This window comes from Marinomonas sp. BSi20584 (assembly GCF_002792415.1).
Taxonomy (GTDB): Bacteria; Pseudomonadota; Gammaproteobacteria; order Pseudomonadales; family Marinomonadaceae; genus Marinomonas; species Marinomonas polaris.
This window is the reverse complement of the sequence record NZ_KZ454894.1, coordinates 1-20,154: the sequence shown is the minus strand read 5'-3', so window position 1 is coordinate 20,154 and position 20,154 is coordinate 1. Positions and strand designations below refer to the sequence as shown.

Here is a 20,154-nt window from a genome sequence, read left to right as displayed (position 1 = left end):
CTGTTACTCCAGTATATCAAGAATATAAGCAGGTAACGTAATTAGGTCTATTCCTAGCTCATTGATAATATTTTTCTTAATAAATTCATTGCTATAACCATGTTTCTTTAGATTCAAAATGGCTTCAACAAAATTAGTACTTTTAGTTTCTTCGCATTTATAAAAAGGTACGTCTTCATGTGTATCTCTAATTTTATTTATAGTGGTATTAATCATTCTAACTAATAAATTCAACTGAATTTTTTGTTTTGAGTCACATGACTCTACCAAATCATTCAGTAATGGAAATTCATAATTCATCTCTAGCAACGGACCTTTATTAGAATGAATTTTTCGAAGAAACTTAGCTTCTTTATTACTTGAGTTATGATCAAATTTTTTTATACCCCTATTATAAAATTCCTTTTCAGCTTCAGCTGTTAGCTCTTCAACATATCCTTTAAAAGCTTTAATTAAGTCATGAGGGATCATAACTTGAGATTTAGCTACATTTAAGTGGAGTAAATGATCCGCTTTATTTCCAATATCAACTCTTAACCTAGCCAGTTGGATTCTGGGAGCCTTTCTGATTAAGCCATTCCAACCACCATAAATTATCAATCGATTTGCGCGATAGATATATACACCTTCCATATCTAACAAGCTTTTATTAGGTGTTGTCCAAGCATTATCTGGTTGTTGTGATTCTTTAATACTGGATGAGGGTAAAATAAACCCTTCTAATTTTATATTGTCGTCACCAAAATCTTTCTGCCTAAACTCAATTTTTCTAAGGCTTTGTTTACTTTCAGGAAATGGGTTAAACGACCTAATATGGGAGTTATTAACTCTAATAGTTAATGGATCTTCAGTGTTTGCTAAAAACCTATGGAAAACGATCCCCAAATGCTCTGTGGTATTTTGAACGATTTCTCGATGTAATGCCTTTTTCCTATTGTGCTCTTTAAGATATTTTTCAAACTTATAAAGGCCTGACCATATAACTATCGTATTTGGAGAAAACTCTGAAACCTGACTGTTAAATTCATTGTTTAATTTATTAAATTCACTTACAAGTTGATCAATTTCAGCCTGGTTATTAACTATAATCTCCCACTTCTTGGTTTTTTCTAAGTGATCTACATCCCAAGTTAGGCCATAGTAATCCTCTTCTCCTTGCTTTCTTGACAATACAGTAAATTTCCGAGTCTGAGAGAATGAGGCTGCCTTCATGCCAAGCCCAAATCGGCCTAAATCAAGCTTAGTTCTTTCTCCCTCTGGACTCGAACTTGGAAATTGCATGTTATGGATAAGCTCATCAATAGACATGCCATCACCGTTATCAGCAAGAAATAGATGAAATGGCTCGATGTCAGAATCTATCAAGACTTGGATTACATTAGAGTTAGCTGTAACAGAGTTATCGATTAAATCAGCAATTGCTGCCTCAAGAGTATAACCTTGTTCGGCAATAGACTTTATTAGAAAGTCAGCCTTCGGTGTCGCATCAATTACATTTATATAGTTAGACAGCGTTGCCTCCAGAAGCGTTTTATAACCAAGAACTTACATCCTATTTTTACCATTAAAACGAAAGACATTCATATTTTTTTATAACACCACTCTGTTGATCTATAAGTTAATTAAAACTGTTCCACAGACATTTCGATGTCTTCAAATAGTAAATATGGAGGCTTTATAGGTAACAGGATGAAATCTAGTCATGATGCCCTACAACTGCAATACTAGGTAGCTTGCTTCCACCGCCAAGTCGATGTGCGCTTTCCTGTTCCAACTTTAGATAAGCAGCTACTTCTTTAAGGGTTAGGATTTGGTCAATCATCCAGTTGTACTCTCTATTATGTTATTTTAATGATTAATAAAGAGGATAGGGGAAAATTGGGGAAGCAACAATGTATAGGTGTTAATTTATCGAAGTTTTGAGTCTTAATCTAGTTCAGCTGCTTGCATCCTCTCTATCATCCAATCCTCAATCTCACTTTCCAACCACGCTTTGCGCTTGCCCATCACCGTGACGTTCTTAGGAAATTTTCCAGTGTTAATCAGGTTATAAATACTGCTGCGGCACAAAGATGTTTTGTCCATTACTTGTTGTAGTTTCAAAAATCTCATTGGGTAGTCCTTGTCATGCTGTTTCTGTCATAACAAGGGCCGCAGCGTTATTTTTTACTTGCTACCTCCTTACCCGTCTGACTTGTTCACATCCCTAACAATGCCTCTACCGTTTAAAGTGCCAAAAAAACAAGAATCACTTGCTGGCATTGCCAGCAAGTGATTCTTGTTATTACAATTGTTGGCTCGCCGCCGAATACGCAAGTTTATAGGCAGCTTCCTTCCCTGCCACAGCTGAATAGGCTTCCACCTTTTCGACTTCTACAAACTTTTCTGATCGAAGTTTATCCACCAGCTGCCAAAGATCTCTATTCGCGATAGGCTTTTTACTTGCCTTACGCCACCCTCGACGTTTCCAGCTATCTAACCATTCATGAAAGCCTTTGACGCAATACTCACTACTTGAGTAGATAACATCGCTATCACTAGCAAACTCTAACCCTTCAATGAAGGCCAATAGCTCTAACCGCGTCAGCTCTATTGTGCTTTCAAAGCGCACCGAATCCTCATAAGAAATCTGCCCGTTATCATCAAGCGCAACCAAACCAGTCCCACCACAAGGGCCGCCTCTTTGCTTATCTACCACAGTCGATTCCACATATATTTTTTTAGTCATTTTAATCGTGTCCAGATACTAAAAAGCCGATACGTAGTTGCACCGGCTCTATTATGTTGATTTTTAAATACTCAATTTAGTTGAGTCGTCTTGTTGTGCTGTTCCTGTCATAACAAGACTGCATATGTAATTTTTCACCTTAACGAGCTATCTCCTCTCACCGCATTACATTCTCTGTCATCGAAAGCTTTTTCAGATATATATCATCGTTACGCATAGCCCCATTAACCATGTCAAAGGAGACACTCTATGCGTTCATCTAAACCGTTATCCAATAATGCATCTTATCCATCACACCAAGCTTCAAACTTAACAGAGCTACTTGAGCAAGCTGCTGATGCGCTTGCTCAGAAGTACAAACGCGAAGGCACATTCACCAACGCTAGCAACGTGAAGGAATACCTAAAACTAAAGCTTGGGTCTTATGATCGAGAAGTATTCGCTCTTATGCTGCTAGATAGCCAGCATCAGTTAATTCGATTTGAAGAGTTGTTCTTTGGAACGATTGATGCCGCTGCGGTTTATCCAAGAGAAGTGGTTAAAGCTTCTTTAAATGCCAATGCTGCCGCTGTCATTCTGGCTCATAACCATCCGTCAGGCTCAGCAGAGCCATCACAAGCAGACATAAACATCACCGACACGTTAGTCCGCGCACTCAAGCTTATTGATGTTCGGGTGCTCGACCATATCGTCGTGGGGGAACAATGTGTGTCACTCGCGGAAAGAGGACTGCTCTAAATTACCCGCTATTGAAGCTACAGCCTTATCTGACAAAACCTTTCTTTCTAGATCAATCTACCAATGGTGTTACTCAGCGAATACCAAGGAGTACTTATGTCTGCTCAAATTTCTGCTATTTCATTTTGCAAATCAGCGTTACCCATTTCTACTGAGTTTATGGATCAACTAAGGCGCGTTATTGGTAAACATGTCGTGGATCTAAACGACAACCACATCACGATTAATTTTAGAGATAGCAGCTACTCAGCAGCCAAAGGTGGGTATCACCCTGTTGAAATTTCTTTGATCAAAATGGCTGATCACCATTACGTGATTAGCTACATCACGGACTTCAGTTACTGTGGGCATTCACAAGAAGAACTTGAAAGAGACTTAGATTTTGATTTTGGTAACTCATTAGCCCTTTCTCGTCCTTTTGGCTGGATAGACATTTCGTTGCCAGAGATGGCTGAGCTTTATCAGCTATGGGAAAGTAATTTTATCGCTTACTTAGAGATGGATGTTTACGACCAGATTCGAATACAAAGTCTTTAACACCATCACTCTCTCTGCAAACTCATCTTTTCAGTTCATCACGTTTCAATCTATCGCAACAAACTAACACCGTTAGCACAGACACGCGCCTAAGCAACTGCTTCCCATATTGTTAAAACGGGAAGCTGCAAACCCACGTAGAATAAGGGGTTAGCTATCGCCCTCCCTCTGTGCTTCTCAAAACCTATCCCTACAATCAAAAAAGGAAGCAGACCATGGCTGAAGTACAAGCGGTAAAAGATAACGACACTATCCGTCTTATCGGCCACCTGTTATCTGTTCGCTTTAATCCGCAGATGGCAGACGTATGGAATATTGGACTCAACCTAGCATTACGAATTTCCGATTTACTTTCTATTCGCTTTGAAGACATTCACGGAAACCGTCTCATCATTCGTGAAAGCAAAACGGGCAAGGTAGCCAACATTCAATTGAACACCAAAACACTGGAGCTTATTTCAAAAATTCAAACGCAGTACCCGACACATACTTACCTGTTCCAATCCCACCGATGCCAACAAATAAAGCATAAAGCACCGCAGCCGCTTTCACGGCGTGCAGTGTCTATGGCATTTCAGCAAGTTGGAAAAGAGGTCAATATTACTCTTGGCACCCACTCTATGCGTAAAACGCGTGGTTACTTTTTATATCAAGCAACTAAGGACATTGCGCGAGTAATGAAGATGCTTCGCCATAGCTCTGAGGGAGTTACCTTGCGCTATATAGGCATCACCCAGGATGAAGTCGACAAAGACTTTGTCTCTCTTGAACTTTAAGTCAGATTATTTAGTGAGGGAGCGGGAGCAACAATCCCTTGCAGCATATAGCTTAAGAGGTTGTTTAAACCGCAATATTAAATAAGTTATTCATTGCTGGAGCAGCTATTAATAGAAAAACTCTTCGACACTGACATTCAAAACATCTGCAAGGTTCTTTAGCATCTCATCCGTCACACGGACCATGCCAGACTCAACCTTGGCTAATTTGCTTCTTGTCATATCAACCCCCTTCAGACTACACATGCGTTCAACATCTTGCTGAGAGAGCTGCTTAGACAATCTGATATTGCGGATTTGATTTCCAGTAATGTTTTTCTCAATCTTGTTCACAAACACACCTGCACCTTTATGGGTGCAGGTAGATTATGTTTAATGTACTATTCAAATGGCACCCATATAGGTGCAAACAATTCAAATAGGAGAATAAATTATGATATTAGTGCTTTTATGGGTATTTTTCGCTTTTATACTTGCGTTGTATGCGAAGAGTAATGGTCGCAGCTTTATTTGGTGGCTTATACTCGGACTGGTAATTGACCCTATATTGGCATGGATTCTTTATAAAGTCGTTGCAGATTAAGAAGCATCAAGCCCGTCAGCGTCAAAACTTCGCCCTTCCCTGTAAATTAACTGGGTAATAAACAGCCAGGTACTGACTATGGGATGAAGGGAACTAAAACGGTAGTCAGTAATTAGTGTTTAACCACTAACACAACATCTAAGTCAGCTACCGTTTCTAAATAAATCGGACATTCCTACCAGATCATCTAATGCCTCATAACGGTAGCTTTCAAAGCTAGTTGCCGACAAAGACTTTGTTTCACTTGAGCTGTAGCCATAGAACGGCTAGCAGCTCGACCTTAACTATCCCCATAACCTTACCTCGTTCTACGCGGACTAAACGGAGTAAAACACAATGAATCCATTAGCACTCTTAGGAAATATACTGATAGGCAATTTAGCGAAAAGCCTAACCGACAACCTCTTCTGGAAAACGGATGGACCCGTTAGAGGAAGTATTCTTTATTGTGACTTAGCATTTGGCGTTGGTGAACACTCCGGTGTCTATGTTGGCAATAAACAAGTAGTCCACAAGAATGGTCGAGGGCTGGTTGAAATCGTATCGATAAATCAATTCAAAGACACGGTTAGCGCCATTACCATTTATGTAAGCTGTGATAGCAACGGGGACCCGATAGGACTTGAGAGTATTGCCAATGACGCAGAAAGGATGATTGGAGCCAAAAGTGAATATTCCCTTCTAAGCAATAATTGCCACCAATTTTGTAGCTACTGCATTACAGGGGATTTTACATCGAATACCTTCACTCTCAGACAGCTCAAAAAGGACACTAAGCTATTTTTAGGATCATCCCAATGGAGAGCATGGGATTTAGCAAAGCGATAAGGAAGGGGCTTATGAGCCCCTTCAACTTTCTAACGAGAACTACAGCCAAAGCAACGGCTGCGTTCTCCATAGCGCTTAGTTCTTTTTTGCTACATAACTGATCTTTGATAAATACCTACCTAAACAACCCTCATGATTGCTTAATAAGGCATAACGACCAAACAAAGCTAATGACGGCTGCAACCAAAGGCATGACGATAATCGCCAAAGTCTTTAGTTATCGCTTTGCATAAATAGCTAGCTCGGTATAACAATAAAGGCAATTGTGTCTCATAATTACTTGGCATAATTTTATATGTACCTTTTTCACAAAAATGAACTAGTGTGTCGATATCTTCCACCAGACACCCTAATGCACTAGCCCATGCTTTTTTGATTCGCCCAGCCATGTTTCCCTCATGCGCATTTACCTTTCCTAAAGAATCAAAGGCATCGGCATTAAATAAAAGCAGAACATGATAATGTGCGTTCTTACTTTTTTCTCGTTCTCTGCACCATACATATCTAACATCACTCAGATGTGTCCGTACATTATTTCTGGACGCTTTAGTACGATTTGCCTTTATCTGTGCCTTTAAAGACTCAAAGAATTTAGTGATAATAAAGCTTTCAGAGCTTTCAATTTCAGGAAAAAAATGTAAATCAAATCGTATAGCAAATGTCCGAGGGTTTGACTTTATCGCCTGTTTAATCGTATGAAAAGTTTTAACTAAATAATTTTCAACAAGAGCACCTTTTTTGGTATATACCCTTACGCCTTGATATTTAGAACCATAATATAGGGAATGGCCTTGATCATTGAATTTCATTGCTGCTAGTCCTATTTAATTTTGTCATAGGACTAGCAGCAATGTATTAATTTAATGCTATTAAATCATCTAATACTAACCAATCCCGAACAAATTACCAGCATCTATCGCTTATATATAGTGCAATAAAACCTATATATCACTCTGATAAAAACATAGACAGATTTAATGAGGAAAATAATAGCACTATTTTTACTTACATCCAGAAATAGTCATTATTATTCGTACTACACCTATCTGTGACTATAGCCCACTAAGAAAAGCCTGCGCCATACAATCATGTAAGTCTAAAAAGAGGCCCTTAATCGACCATGGTCGATTAAGGGCCTCTTACATAAATCCCTATGAAGCAATTTAATCTTTTACATCTCATTTATATGGCAAAATCCAGCTTACAATCCAGCTTACAATCCAGCATATCTAGTATGTTTTAACCTTAATTTCACAAACAACCAATCACTAAAAAATAACGTTATAATCAACAAAAAACAACGCTATAATCAGCAAAAATAACGACTAAATAACTCATTTATGGACTATCAACACAAGGAAAAATTGATATGAGCGCGTCAGATAAGTTAGAAGCAAAATCATGGAGAGAGGCTATTTACTATGCAAATAGACTTGAGGAAGAAATCAATATAGACGCAAAAGAAATAATAAAAGCAACAGAAACATCTCACGCTCTAAACAGAAAGCTTAATGAAGAGATCCAGTTTTTTGTAGATAGAAAGAATATTGAAGACCTGTCAAAAAAATTAAAAGATGATTTTAATAATCTCCAACAGTTATCTGACGCTGATTTTTTTTGGCTAAAAAAAAATGATAGAGCCATCGGGTTCTGTGTTATTTTTTTAAAAATGCACCATTCATTAAACTCTATAGAAGAAAACAATGAAGAACCTGGAAGATTTAATAATACCGCTTTCGAAGGCGAAATGAGATTAATTCATAGTGAAAAAAAAATTACCCAGAATAAAACCATTAACTGTAGAGCATTTTTTGAGGAATCCAGAAAAACGCCTAAGAGTTTATCTACCAAAAAATGCAAATTTAAATAGTAATAATAATAGAATAGATTTTATAAAAAATTCATTTAAAAATAGCAATATAAACCTAGAAGGTCAAAAATATACTGTATGGTTTTTAAGTGAACTATGGGGGGAATGCTATCACTCGGAAAGTAATTATAATTTTATTAAATGGCTTAAACGTGATGATGAAGAGAAAATAAATTTCTGCCTAAACTACCAATTAAGTTATGATAAAGATAACCAACTACCATGGTTACCAATAAATATGAATGAAAAATACCTAGCTCTTGTTGCAATATTTGATTATAAATCATTGATAAATCCAGACGAATTCGACTTATTTATCAAAAAAATCAAGTCCGCATGGAACCAAAAGACATATAGAGATAGATCTAAAGAAAAGAAATCTGATACATTACTGATAAAAGGAGAAACTAAAGAAAAGCTTAGCTATATAGCAAAGGAAAAAGGCTACAGCAATCAAAAAATGATAAAATATCTAATAGATGAGCAATATGAAAAAATAAATAAATTTTATAGCTTATAAATTCACCTGTCTGAACTGAAGTATTTTGCAATAAAAAGTGCTACTTGTTACTGATATCTAGTAACCTAAGGGACAAACTTGATTTTCTATTTGGTGGCTAAAAAGGTAAAAAATCAAAAAAAACCATATAAATTATTGATAAACAAGTCTTTTTAAACTAACTCGATATTCAGATCCAGAATATTGAGTAAAGGCATTCTTCTATCGAACAGCTTGCAAAATAGATCGAAGAGGTGAGCTCCACCTCTTCACTAGCTCTCTGATTCTGGCTATGGAATAACGTTAGCTTAATTTAACTCTGACCCGTTTTATTAATTACAATAAAACAGTAGGTTAGATTTTATTTCCCGTAAGTTCTATGAGGTAACTACTCATGGGCTTTGTATTCAGTTTAGGTTTCTAGTGGCTTCCAAGATGAGATAAACATAAAAACTAATCTATCTAGTCATAAAAAATTTTAAGAATAAGGACTAAAAAATCATGAGCATGAATGAAGCGGATACCCGTTATCATCTTATAGACCCAGTTTTACGTGACAAAGGATACGTCAACAAAGATCGAATAACCCTAGAAACTATTTTAACACCCGCTCCAGTTGAACCTAGTGGTAGCAAAGGACGCCGTCGCAAAGGCCCAGGTAGAACCGATTACCTCCTTTGTGTGAAGATTGATCCTATGCCTAAGGCTCTCCCAGTCGCCGTTCTCGAAGCAAAAAGAGAAAGCGAAGATCCTCTCAAAGGAATGCAACAGGCCAAGGGCTATGCAGATTGCGAACGCTTTGATGTTAAATATGTGTTTTCCACAAACGGACATCTCTATGGCGAGTTTGATTGCACCACCAGTTTACAGAATGGACCATTTCCGTTTACAAACTTTCCTCCTCATGCTGATTTAACCGCTCGCTATGCGAAAGACATAGGTATAGATATAAGCCAACCGGCCTCAGCAATGCTATTTCAGGCTGATAGTCCTGCTTGGTCGCAATCTCGCTACTATCAGGATGCCGCTATCCGCGCAGCGTTTGAGAAAATTCTACTCGAACAACAGGCAGGTAACCCACCACGTGTCTTACTCACCCTAGCCACAGGTGCTGGCAAAACCATTATTGCCACCAACCTGCTTTGGCGTATGAGTCAGGCAGGTCAATTACCTAAACCCGCACTATTTTTGTGTGACCGTGATGAATTGCGCGAGCAAGCATACACAAAACTCAAAGCAGCTTTTGGCGATAATGCTCGTATTGTACGAACCGAAAAAGGTGGTAATGCAGCAGCAAATGCCCGCGTTCACATTGCAACTTATCAAACACTGGGGCTTGATGACGATGACGGTTTTGCAAGTTTTCTTTCTGAGCATTACGGTGAAGATGCCTTTAGTGTAATTATTATCGACGAATGCCATCGCTCGGCATGGGGACGTTGGTCGGAAGTGCTTAAACGTAACCCGAACGCAATTCATATAGGCCTAACAGCGACACCGCGAAAACTGGAAGAATCCAAACACGCAAGCCAAGAAGACCAAGAAATAACAGCCAATAACCGCCAGTATTTTGGTGAGACAGTTTATGAATATACGCTAATTCAAGCTCAGGAGGATGGCTACCTCGCGGCCTGTGAAATAGTCAAACGTAAAGCAAGTATTGATAACGCCACCTTTACCAGGGACGAAATACTCAAAGCAGGTGTGAAGGATATAAAAACGGGATTACCACTTACGGAAGATGACCTCACCAAAAGTGAATACACTGGCAAAGACTTCGACGATGAACTTTTTATAGAACTACGTACGCCAAGAATGTGCGCAGATCTATTCAAACTACTGTGTGAAAATGGCGGGCCAGAGCAGAAAGTGATAGTCTTCTGCACCCGTGAAATACACGCGGATCGCGTGGCTCAACACATGAACAACTTGTACGTTCGCTGGTGTAAAGAGCACGGCCAAACACCTAAAGACCACTATGCGTTTAAATGTATGGGAGGTGCTAACAACGGCTCGGACATGATTGAACCTATGCGTGGCTCCGCTGAGCGGGCATTTATTGCTTGTACCGTGGACTTGTTAGAAGCTGGTGTCGATATTGAGCGTTTAAACGCAGTAGTGTTTTTCCGCTACTTGCAATCGCCCATCAAGTTTTATCAGATGGTAGGCCGCGGTACCCGCATTCACGAAGAAACCCAAAAATACAAATTCTGGCTATACGACTATACCGACGTGACCCAATTATTTGGTACTGATTTTATTACTAAGCCACCCCGTTCTGGCTCTGGTGGCAAAAGTGGTGGTGGAGAGCCTCCCGGTGGGGGCGGTGGGAATAGCGGTCCTACCGTAGCAGAAATCGGCGGGGAAAGCGTGATTATCAACCCGCAAGGGCGATTCATTCTCAGCCGACGAGATGGACGAGACACTCCAATACCGGTAGATGAATACCGCCGAGAAGTAATGCAATGTGTATTGAGCGAAGCACGTAATTTAAATGATTTCCGTGCGCTATGGATTGAAACTCAGAAGCGCCGACAATTAATTGATCATCTGCTAGGCGATAATTTTAGCCCGGAAGTGATCCGCGAAATAGATGAAATGAACGATTTTGATTTATACGACTTTTTTGGTCACCACGGCTACCATACACGAGCCCTGACACGCCCTGAGCGTGGTGAACATTTTATAAACAACAATCAAAACTGGTTTGAAAGTATGAATGATAAAACTGCAATTGTGTTGAAAGGCCTTGGACACCAATTTGCCCAAGGTGGCACCGATGCCCTAGAAACTCCAAGCTTATGGGAAGTGCCTGAGATTAAATTAGCTGGAGGTTTAAATACCTTGCGCGGTTTAGGAGCTCCGGTACAAGTGATGCGTGAGGCTAAGACAAGGTTATTTGGAGTATGAAATGGAAGAAGCTTCAACTAAGTAAAATCGCAAGAGAGGACAAAGTGATTGTACCGCCTAATTCGACTAAGGCGGAGACTCGCTCATATCTTGGACTTGAACAAGTAGAATCGGGAACAGGAAGGATTCTATCTTATAACAACAATTCAGCAGAAGGTAAAAGTACAACCTTTGCCTTTGACAATAGACATGTGCTGTATGGAAAACTGCGCCCTTACTTGAACAAAGTTGCAGTTCCAAAAATCAATGGCCGCTGTTCAACCGAAATTATTCCATTATTGCCTGTAGATGTAGATCGGGAATTCCTAGCTTTCTTGCTTCGCACAGACAAAATTGTTAACGCTGCGATGGCCGATAAGACCGGTTCAAGAATGCCTCGGACTGACATGAAGCAACTTTTAAATCAAGAGGTTATAATTCCAGAAACACTCATCGAACAACGCCAAATCGCCTCCCATCTAAAAGCCCAACTGGAAGAAGTGGAAAACGCCCGGCAGGCGGCACAGGTACAGTTAAGTGATATTCACCTATTACGCACTCGCATGCTAAAAGCGTTCTTTGCTGAACTTGATTCCGTTCCGAAAAAACGCTTGGGAGACAACGCTCCAACTACCAGCGGATCAACACCATCACGTGGTAATAAGCAATATTGGGAACCGGCGGAAATTGCTTGGGTAAAAACAGGTGAAGTCGCTTTTACGCCTATAACATCGACTAAAGAAGCTATTTCTAATTTAGCTCTTGCTGAGTGTTCGGTAAAATTACTTCCGCCTAAGAGCGTGCTGATTGCAATGATTGGTCAAGGAAAGACTCGCGGGCAATCCGCGATTTTAGAAATTCCAGCTACGACAAACCAAAACTGTTTCGCTGTAATGCCAAACGACACTTGGGAGCCTGAGTTTTTATATCTATGGATGAAATCTTCTTATCAAGATTTACGAGATTTATCATCTGATCGTGGAGGAAGTCAATCAGCGCTTAATGGTACGCTTCTGAATGCACTTGAAGTGCCCGCCCCAACAAAAGCTGAACAGCTAGAGTTAGTTGCTCATATTCAATCGGCTATAACAGAAATAGACGCTCTAGAGCAATCCACCAAAGCCAAATTAGCAGATATTGAAAAACTGCCCGCCCGTATACTTGCCAAATCATTTGAGAATTAATTATGGCTAAAGCAACAAAGACAACCAAACAACCTAAGGCTATTGCCTCAACTCAATCCCTTTCCTCTTTTGTAAAGAGCATCTGTGATGTTATGCGACGCTCAAATTGTAGCAGCGCATTACAATATGTGCCCGAACTAACTTGGATTCTATTTTTACGTATTCTCGATGCGCAGGAAACCAAAGCTCGCGAAGAAGCAGAAGTATTAGGGGCCAACTTTACCCCTGCGTTAAACAGCCCATACCGCTGGCAGGATTGGGCTGCTCCATTTTCTGAAAAAAGTGACCACCCTAAAACAGCAGAAGGAAAACCATTCGGCTGGAAACGACAGGAGTTATTTGCGGCAGGTGATGGCAAATTGTTCGACTTTATCAATAAAGAGTTGCTGCCCCACCTGCACAGCATGGATATAGACCCGCAAACCGGTTTACCCACCCCTGAGGCTAGCCGAAAACAGCGTATCATAGGTCGCACTATGACTGCTGTGGAGCGCATTCGAGTCGATAGCGAAGCTAATCTACGTGATATTCTGGACAAAGTGCACGAGATCAATATTGAGTATGTTGACGACACTCACTTCTTCACCCTATCACAAGTGTATGAAGACCTATTGCTGAAAATGGGTGAGAAAAACTCCGACGGCGGTCAGTTTTTTACTCCACGTGAAGTCATTCGCGCAATGGTTCACACAGTGAAACCACAACTAGGTCAAACCGTTTATGACCCTTGTTGTGGTACCGGTGGCTTTCTTGCGATTGCTTATGAACATATCGCCCGACAACTTGGACAAAGCCCTGCGAGTACTGATCTCGACACACTAAAATACGATACGTTTTTTGGCCGAGAAAAAGAGAACCTAGTAATCCCTATAGCACTGGCTAACTTAGTCCTACACGGTATCGACCAGCCCAACCTTTGGCATGGCAACTCATTAACTCGCCGCGCTACTTACGCCGGACTATTTGAGCAAGCCCCGAAGCAATTTGATGTAATTTTGACAAACCCTCCGTTTGGTGGCAAAGAAGGCAAAGACGCTCAGAAAAACTTTGCATTTGAAACCAGTTCGACTCAAGTGCTTTTTGTTCAGGACATTTTAAGTGAACTTGCACCTGAGGGCTCCTGTGCAATCGTATTGGATGAAGGTCTGCTATTCCGCACTAACGAAAGCGCTTTTGTCGAAACCAAACGAAAACTTGTAGATGAATGCAATCTATGGGCAATTGTCAGTTTACCCGGTGGTGTATTTTCAACAGCGGGAGCGGGCGTAAAAACCAATCTACTGTTTTTTACCAAAGGAAAGAAAACCGAAAAAATTTGGTACTACGACTTATCACACATCAAAGTCGGTAAGAAAACACCATTAACACTAGCGCACTTTGGTTTAGCGTCTGATGGTACAGTTCTTCCCGATGCTCAACTACCCAATAGTCTTACCGCTGATTGGTTCGAAGATAAAACTCATTCGGATAAGCCGTTCCCAAGCTACGCTCGTATGTTGGAAAACCACGGCAAACCAGAAGGTGATAGTCGCTATTCTTGGACAGTGGATTTTTCTAATCGCCGAGCTAAAGCCCGCGAAGAAATGCAGCCTTTACTCGAAGAGGCCGCGGTCATTAAAGCCGAGGTTATTGATTTAAAAGAACAGCATAAGCAACTTAAAAAGGATAAAGCTGAGAAAACAGCTCTAGATGCCGTAAATGAACAGATTGTCCAGAAGCAAAAGGCGGCCAAAGCGCTAGAGACTAAGGCCTCCGATATCGATGCTGCAACGTTTGATCTTAAGGCTGTCAACCCGTATGCGGTTGTAGAACAAGATACCCGAACGCCAGCGGAGATAATCTCAAGTATCAAAGAGAAAGAGGCTGTCATTGCAAACGCATTGAAAAAACTAGAAGAGTTATTAGCATAATCTGAGATTCATTTAAGAATATAACCTCCAGTTCAAGACCATGCGGTGATTTTGAAAAAACGAACAATTCCAAACTGGTGACATTAACGGTAACAAAAAGAGAATAAATGAGCTGCAATATTATATAAATCAAATACTTAAACAAAAGATCATCATTCAGATCCAGAATATTGAGTAAGGCATTCTTCTATTAAGCTGCCTATAAATGCAGTGAAGAGGTGGACTCCACCTCTTCACTAGCTCTCTGATTCTGGTTATGGAATAACGTTAGCTTAATTTAACTCTGACCCGTTTTATTCCGTTTTATTCAGAGGTCTACACAAAGTGACTTTATGGGTAACAACCTGTAGACCTTGTATTTATTGTGGATTGCATAGTTTGTTTTACTTTCATTGAAAAAGCGCTGCATTTTCCTGTTTGCGCTGATCCAATGTCTTAGCAATCGCAGACACTGTTGTTTTACTGATCCCTTGCTGCTGTGCCAGATACGTAAATTGACTGATGGCTTCTGCGACTTCTTCAATGACTTGCTTTGCATCATTCCAATTCGCAAAACCAGCACTTGCTGCCAGTTTCTGCATCACCTTAAGCGGTGGCGCTTTACCATAACCTCCGAACGCAGTGGCGTGTTCATTAAATGGATGCGGGCTGTAGGTAACATCGTAAAAAGGTGCAGGATCCCATTGACCGTCGTCCGCTTGCAAAAACGCCCAGTTTTTACTGTGGTCGTCTTGATTAGACGACAGCAGGTTAAAAATGGCGCGGCGAAATTGCAGTTGTCCAGCCGCTGGAGATTTACACAACTGACGGCTGGCTTTAATTAAATCAATGTAATCTAAACTTGGTGTTCGAAAATCTGCATCCAGCAGCCCACACGCGCTGTGCATATGCAATCGACCTGAACTACGATTGCTGCCTAAGTCGGCCTGTTCAGTGACATAATCAAAACGCTTAAGTGCTAACCAGGCAGATGCACCGCTTGAGGATGGTGCTTCAATGAGTTGCCATAGCGGTGGTTGACACTTAGCTTGCTCAGCCATTTGTAAATAGACTGCCTCACACAAACCTTCTTCATGGCCGAGCGCGAGATTTTTAGAAGTAAATTTAATCAGCCACGCTTCATCACCTGGCTGTGCAAAGGTTCGACAATGCCGAGTTTCTCCAGCAGGCATATAAATCTGTGCCTTGGGTCTTGCCCCACCCGAGCTACCTCCGGCGACTAATGCAGCCAACACCTGTTGCGTATGCCCATCCAACTCATCGTGGTTGTCGTCCATATAATCTGACATCGAAGAATCGAACAGCGTTTGTGCTTCTAAGCCCAAAGTTGCTAAATCAATATCCGCGTGCGTGGTGGCTAAAAACTCAGACACCGGAGAAAAAGACAATGCTCCCATTCCTTTATCACCCACAAAAGCCAGTCTATCCATCGCCGTTAATTGATTAGGTAGGATGCCCTTTTGCCGGAAAATACGATCTTGCAACAGCATGCCCCAGCCATCGGGTAAACAATCTCCAAATACGCCATGTACTCCTTGATGAGGCGCTCTAGGTGCGGCTTGAACTTGCTCGTTCGCTTGCAAGGTAAAAGGTGATAAATTGCCAAACTGCTGCAAATAGCTGTCTGCATACTGAAAAAAAACGCCTTGCCGATTCTGCGCCAAGACCCCGGCAGCGAGCTGCTCGCCAGAGCTTAACGTACGAGTTACGGCGAGTTTTTGAATGGGTTTAAAACTCATCTTTTAGCACCTCATCAATACTCGTGGGCATAGCAGCGCGTTCTTTGTTAGGTTGTGTGAGCTGATAAAGCCTATCCAATGAATCGAGGGTCTGCCAAAGCAACAATAATTGGCGAAATGAAATTTGCCCGGTCAGCTCAAACTTCTTAATGGTGGCCGCAGGTACGCAGCTTCGCTCAGCAAGCGCCGCTCGTGACAGCTTTGCCTGCTTTCGTAACTCACGTAAATAAGCCGCATAGGCTTGGCTTACATCGGTATCATCAAGTAAAGTAAAATTCATCCGAAAAGACCAAATAGATACAGTTATATCCATTATAGCGAAATAAAACAAAAAGTGGATATTATTGTATCCATTATTAAATGAAGTGTTGAAATAATTACTCGATAAAGCCTTTCAAAACTGCCATTTCTAGACCCTAACAGCAGCATAAAAACGGCACTGTTTTTCCATTGCTAACCACTAAGATTTAGTAAAAGCCATAGGCACGTGGTGGGCAGTTTGGTGGGCAAACAGGCATTTTTGAACGGTTTCTTTTCGATAACTCATTGAGTTTGTTGGGGTCTAGGCCGCTACTCAATGAGCAGATACAGAACATTGAATAATCCTGCTCTGGGGAATGTCATCTGAAATGCAGATATTCCCCATACCCTTCTTATTATCTTCTTAATAACAACGCTACAAATACAAACAATTCACACACGATCTTTTTTTGATCAATCGGCTAGAATGCATTCCTCAACGAAAAATGCAAAACACAGCTCTCGTTACGGAAGATGATTCATGATGTTTAATCGCCCACTACTTTTTACTCGTTTATTTATAATGCTGTGGTGCGTTTTGGTCTCTGCTGTGGCTCTGGCTGATATTCCCACGCAAGTCATTCAAGGTTCATCTGTAAAATTAGAGCAATTTCAGATGGGATACTTTGTTGATAAAACAGAGGGAATGCTTTTCTCGGATGTACAAAAACAAGAGTTCCAGTTATCTCCAAATGGCGTGTCATTAGGCACAACATCAAGGATGACGTGGGCGAAAATCGAAATTGAGAACGAAAATACGACGCCAGTTAAAGTGTATCTTCACCATCCTTATGCGTATCACAATCACAAAGTAGAACTTTATGAAGTAGTAAATGGCACGCTAACCCGTGAACGCGTGCTTGATATGGATAGAAAAGAAACACAACAGTGGATGTATCGTGGTAGCGCTGTGTTTGATATCACATTAGAGCCGAACCAGCACAAAACATTGTTTGTCAAAAGCCAGTCTTTTTCGCATCAATGGTTCACTCTTAATCTATACGATGAAGACCAGTCTAAAAGAGCCTTATTGGGTTTATACACAGACATCGCCTTGCTTGCCGGTATGTTATTGGCACTGATAATCTACAACTTCCTGCTATTTTTTTCTTCGCGTTTAAGAGAGCACTTCTTTTACGCCTGCTATCTAGTTGCTGGTGGTTTTTGGGTTGCGCTCTCTTATGGATTACTCGCTGACCTTTTTAATGTGTACGGCTCGATCACCTTAAAATGGCATTTATCGCTAGTGGCTATGCCTATATTCTTACTGCTTTTCATGATCAATATTTTTGAAACTAAGAAGAAATACCCCATAGAGCATTGGGCACTGCTTTCAATTCTTACCTTACTAATCTGTGACTTTGTTTATGGCCTGTTTGATATGATAACGGCCCTTAACTATTCCAGTACTTTGGCAGCTATCATGATGGTCGTCAGTATTTCTGTGACTATTTCTATGCTGATCCGAAAGCATCCTATCGCACCTTTCTTTTTGCTGGGTCACGGTCTATTCGCCATATTTAGCACCATGGCCGTGTTATTTTACAAAGGCAAAGCCGAATTTACTTATATCAATAGCCACGGCGTTGGCATCGGTATCATGCTTGAGGCGCTGGTATTATCTCTCATCATTGCGTATCGCATTCGTTCATTGGAAACCATGAAGGCCGCGCAAGATGAGCTGAAATTATTAGCGTCGACAGATTCACTCACTCAACTATTTAATCGACGTCACTTCAATACAGAAGCAGAATATCTATTGCAGCAAGCCAAACAGCTCCAGCAACCCGCAGCCATAGCGATGCTTGATATTGACCACTTTAAGAAAGTCAATGACACACATGGGCACAGCTTTGGTGACAAGGTCATTATTCAAGTGGCCAATACCTTAATGGCGGAATGTCGCCAACAAGATGTCTTAGCGCGTTATGGCGGCGAGGAATTTATTATCTTAATGACCAATACATCAATAGGTGAAGCATTCAACTTGGTTGAACAGATACGACAAGAACTAGCAAAAGCAACTGTAATACTAAATAACACTCAATCCGTTAACTTCACCATTAGCGCGGGTATTGCAGCTATAGATTTAGAAAACCCCATTCTAAAAAACAGCATAAACCAAGCTGACAAAGCCCTTTATCAAGCTAAAGAAAACGGCCGAAATCAATCTCTAGTATATAAAGTTTAGAGCCCCAACACGTTGAGAAAAGCGGCCTTACATCAAACATCCAATAAGTAGTAATAGCCTATAGGTTTAATTTGGCTCGCCTTCTTATTCCTGCGGTTTATTAATGTCTCGACGTAATGCCTTTAATTCGAGTTGGAGTTGTTGCATTTGCTCCAATAACTGCTGCTGTGTCGCTTTTTCAGCATCTAGCTCGTCTTTGATATCATCGTCATGCATAGTCTGAACAGCGTTGACGATGACGGCGATGAAAAGGTTGAGCATGGTAAAAGTGGCAATAAGTATAAAAGGAATAAAGAACGCCCAAGCGTAAGGGAAGGCTTCCATCACTGGTCGTGCAATACCCATGGACCAGCTTTCTAAGGTCATGACTTGGAACAGTGTATACAGTGAAGCGCCTAAGCTGCCAAACCACTCTGGAAAAGCCTCACCAAATAGCTTGGTTACCATCACCGCAGCCACGTAATACACAAGTCCCAACACCATGGCGATGGACAACATGCCATTCAGGGATTTGATTAAAGCACCGACAATTTTTCTCATTGATGGCACGAAAGTAAGTACGCGTAATACACGTAATACTCTGAGCGCGCGCAACACAGCAAAAGGACCGCTGGCTGGGACTAATGCGATCCCCACGACAATAAAATCAAATACATTCCAACCGTCTTTGAAAAAAGCAAAACGGTGCACAAGCAAACGAATAGTGAGCTCAATAACAAACACCGCCAATATGGCTTTATCCAATGCCATCAAAAACGAGCCCGCTGTTGTCATCACCTCAGGCGAGGTTTCTAATCCTAGAATAACGGCATTGATTAAAATCAAGGCCAATAAAATACGTTGTACTAGCAAATTTTCAATAAAGGCCTTTAAACGCTGACGCATGGAATTCGTTGCAACCGCTGTTGAACCGGGCATCTATCACCTCAATACTAAATCACCCCCAAATAGGGCTAAATTGACGTCATTCTATGCTAGAGCCCAATAAGATCAATCTATTTTGATGTCAATACATGGACCTGCTTAAGAATTTTTCCTATAAGGTTTACAGTAAGCAGGGAATAGAAAACAGTCTGTAAAAAAACCATATGTTCTAAGTTAAATCAAAATAGTGGACTATTCTTTACAAAACTTTTTGCTAATCTGTAATGACTCATATTAAAGAGAGGTTTAAACATGAAGTTTCCATTATTAGCAATTGCGGTAACACTGGTACTAGCTGGCTGCTCCAATACTTGGGAAGGTGTGAAAGAAGATTCCTCAAAAGCCTACGAAAGCACAAAAGAAACGATTCATGAGGCAACGGAATAAACCATTCTTTAAGCGAAGCCCCAAATTTAAAAGCCCGCTTCTGAACTGACCCCATAAAGTTGGACTCTATT

21 protein-coding genes are annotated in these 20,154 nt (G+C 40.8%); 12 read left to right on the top strand and 9 right to left on the bottom strand.

What is annotated here, in order from left to right:
- Positions 1-3: 3 nt before the first annotated feature.
- The 4 genes from TY87_RS19410 to TY87_RS19400 all read right to left on the bottom strand — a co-directional run bounded on the left by TY87_RS19410 (position 4) and on the right by TY87_RS19400 (position 2,728).
- Complete coding sequence (locus TY87_RS19410) at positions 4-1,452, bottom strand: ATP-binding protein (RefSeq protein ID WP_269777521.1); 1,449 nt, start codon at positions 1,450-1,452, stop codon at positions 4-6.
- A 244-nt stretch (positions 1,453-1,696) separates the two neighbouring features.
- The gene (locus TY87_RS22950; RefSeq protein ID WP_269777520.1) at positions 1,697-1,822 is read right to left on the bottom strand and encodes a hypothetical protein; all 126 of its coding nucleotides are present in this window, start codon (positions 1,820-1,822) and stop codon (positions 1,697-1,699) included.
- Positions 1,823-1,926: 104 nt separating this feature from the next.
- Positions 1,927-2,112, bottom strand: a complete 186-nt coding sequence (locus TY87_RS19405) for an AlpA family phage regulatory protein (RefSeq protein WP_100188330.1) — start codon at positions 2,110-2,112, stop codon at positions 1,927-1,929.
- Positions 2,113-2,284: 172 nt separating this feature from the next.
- Entirely contained in the window at positions 2,285-2,728 is a 444-nt protein-coding gene (locus TY87_RS19400) for an RNase H family protein (RefSeq protein ID WP_100188329.1), read from the bottom strand.
- A 249-nt stretch (positions 2,729-2,977) separates the two neighbouring features.
- Here TY87_RS19400 and radC point away from each other — a divergent pair, with 249 nt between their 5' ends.
- From radC to TY87_RS19385, 3 genes are all read left to right on the top strand, one after another.
- Positions 2,978-3,466 carry a RadC family protein gene (gene radC / locus TY87_RS19395; protein ID WP_100188328.1) on the top strand — a complete coding sequence of 163 codons (489 nt, stop codon included), beginning with the start codon at positions 2,978-2,980 and terminating at the stop codon, positions 3,464-3,466.
- A 96-nt stretch (positions 3,467-3,562) separates the two neighbouring features.
- The gene (locus tag TY87_RS19390) at positions 3,563-4,003 is read left to right on the top strand and encodes a DUF2787 domain-containing protein (RefSeq protein WP_198432142.1); all 441 of its coding nucleotides are present in this window, start codon (positions 3,563-3,565) and stop codon (positions 4,001-4,003) included.
- Between the two features lie 215 nt (positions 4,004-4,218).
- Positions 4,219-4,779 carry a tyrosine-type recombinase/integrase gene (locus TY87_RS19385; RefSeq protein WP_100188326.1) on the top strand — a complete coding sequence of 187 codons (561 nt, stop codon included), beginning with the start codon at positions 4,219-4,221 and terminating at the stop codon, positions 4,777-4,779.
- A gap of 108 nt (positions 4,780-4,887) precedes the next feature.
- On the opposite strand, the gene TY87_RS19380 is transcribed toward TY87_RS19385, so the two are convergent.
- A complete protein-coding gene (locus TY87_RS19380) occupies positions 4,888-5,112 on the bottom strand; it encodes a helix-turn-helix domain-containing protein (protein ID WP_198432141.1) in 225 nt (74 codons plus the stop codon).
- A 100-nt stretch (positions 5,113-5,212) separates the two neighbouring features.
- Here TY87_RS19380 and TY87_RS22635 point away from each other — a divergent pair, with 100 nt between their 5' ends.
- On the top strand, positions 5,213-5,362 hold the full coding sequence (locus tag TY87_RS22635) for a hypothetical protein (protein ID WP_100188324.1): 150 nt from the start codon (positions 5,213-5,215) through the stop codon (positions 5,360-5,362).
- Positions 5,363-5,698: 336 nt separating this feature from the next.
- The gene (locus TY87_RS19370) at positions 5,699-6,190 is read left to right on the top strand and encodes a lecithin retinol acyltransferase family protein (RefSeq protein WP_100188323.1); all 492 of its coding nucleotides are present in this window, start codon (positions 5,699-5,701) and stop codon (positions 6,188-6,190) included.
- Positions 6,191-6,357: 167 nt separating this feature from the next.
- On the opposite strand, the gene TY87_RS19365 is transcribed toward TY87_RS19370, so the two are convergent.
- A complete protein-coding gene (locus tag TY87_RS19365) occupies positions 6,358-6,999 on the bottom strand; it encodes an inovirus Gp2 family protein (RefSeq protein ID WP_100188322.1) in 642 nt (213 codons plus the stop codon).
- 560 nt (positions 7,000-7,559) lie between these two features.
- On the opposite strand from TY87_RS19365, the gene TY87_RS19360 reads away from it, so the two are divergent.
- The 5 genes from TY87_RS19360 to TY87_RS19340 all read left to right on the top strand — a co-directional run bounded on the left by TY87_RS19360 (position 7,560) and on the right by TY87_RS19340 (position 14,542).
- Positions 7,560-8,060, top strand: a complete 501-nt coding sequence (locus TY87_RS19360) for a hypothetical protein (RefSeq protein WP_100188321.1) — start codon at positions 7,560-7,562, stop codon at positions 8,058-8,060.
- Positions 8,002-8,580, top strand: a complete 579-nt coding sequence (locus TY87_RS19355) for a hypothetical protein (protein ID WP_100188320.1) — start codon at positions 8,002-8,004, stop codon at positions 8,578-8,580. The genes TY87_RS19360 and TY87_RS19355 overlap by 59 nt, the downstream gene beginning before the upstream one ends.
- 480 nt (positions 8,581-9,060) lie before the next feature.
- Positions 9,061-11,469 (top strand): DEAD/DEAH box helicase family protein, encoded by a 2,409-nt coding sequence (locus TY87_RS19350; protein ID WP_100188319.1) that lies wholly within the window; start codon positions 9,061-9,063, stop codon positions 11,467-11,469.
- Positions 11,466-12,632: a restriction endonuclease subunit S gene (locus tag TY87_RS19345; RefSeq protein ID WP_100188318.1), complete on the top strand. Its 1,167-nt coding sequence runs from the start codon at positions 11,466-11,468 to the stop codon at positions 12,630-12,632. Before TY87_RS19350 ends, TY87_RS19345 begins: the two co-directional genes overlap by 4 nt.
- A gap of 2 nt (positions 12,633-12,634) precedes the next feature.
- A complete protein-coding gene (locus TY87_RS19340; RefSeq protein WP_100188317.1) occupies positions 12,635-14,542 on the top strand; it encodes a type I restriction-modification system subunit M in 1,908 nt (635 codons plus the stop codon).
- Between the two features lie 389 nt (positions 14,543-14,931).
- Here TY87_RS19340 and TY87_RS19335 read toward each other — a convergent pair whose 3' ends face one another.
- Entirely contained in the window at positions 14,932-16,281 is a 1,350-nt protein-coding gene (locus TY87_RS19335; RefSeq protein ID WP_100188316.1) for a type II toxin-antitoxin system HipA family toxin, read from the bottom strand.
- On the bottom strand, positions 16,271-16,594 hold the full coding sequence (locus TY87_RS19330) for a helix-turn-helix domain-containing protein (RefSeq protein WP_442919216.1): 324 nt from the start codon (positions 16,592-16,594) through the stop codon (positions 16,271-16,273). Before TY87_RS19330 ends, TY87_RS19335 begins: the two co-directional genes overlap by 11 nt.
- A 468-nt stretch (positions 16,595-17,062) precedes the next feature.
- On the opposite strand from TY87_RS19330, the gene TY87_RS19325 reads away from it, so the two are divergent.
- The gene (locus TY87_RS19325; protein WP_100188315.1) at positions 17,063-18,772 is read left to right on the top strand and encodes a diguanylate cyclase; all 1,710 of its coding nucleotides are present in this window, start codon (positions 17,063-17,065) and stop codon (positions 18,770-18,772) included.
- 84 nt (positions 18,773-18,856) lie between these two features.
- Here TY87_RS19325 and TY87_RS19320 read toward each other — a convergent pair whose 3' ends face one another.
- Positions 18,857-19,690, bottom strand: coding sequence for an ion transporter (locus TY87_RS19320; RefSeq protein ID WP_100188314.1), 834 nt, complete (start codon positions 19,688-19,690; stop codon positions 18,857-18,859).
- 258 nt (positions 19,691-19,948) lie between these two features.
- Here TY87_RS19320 and TY87_RS22945 point away from each other — a divergent pair, with 258 nt between their 5' ends.
- Positions 19,949-20,083, top strand: a complete 135-nt coding sequence (locus TY87_RS22945) for an entericidin EcnAB (protein WP_100188313.1) — start codon at positions 19,949-19,951, stop codon at positions 20,081-20,083.
- The last annotated feature ends 71 nt before the right edge of the window (positions 20,084-20,154 follow it).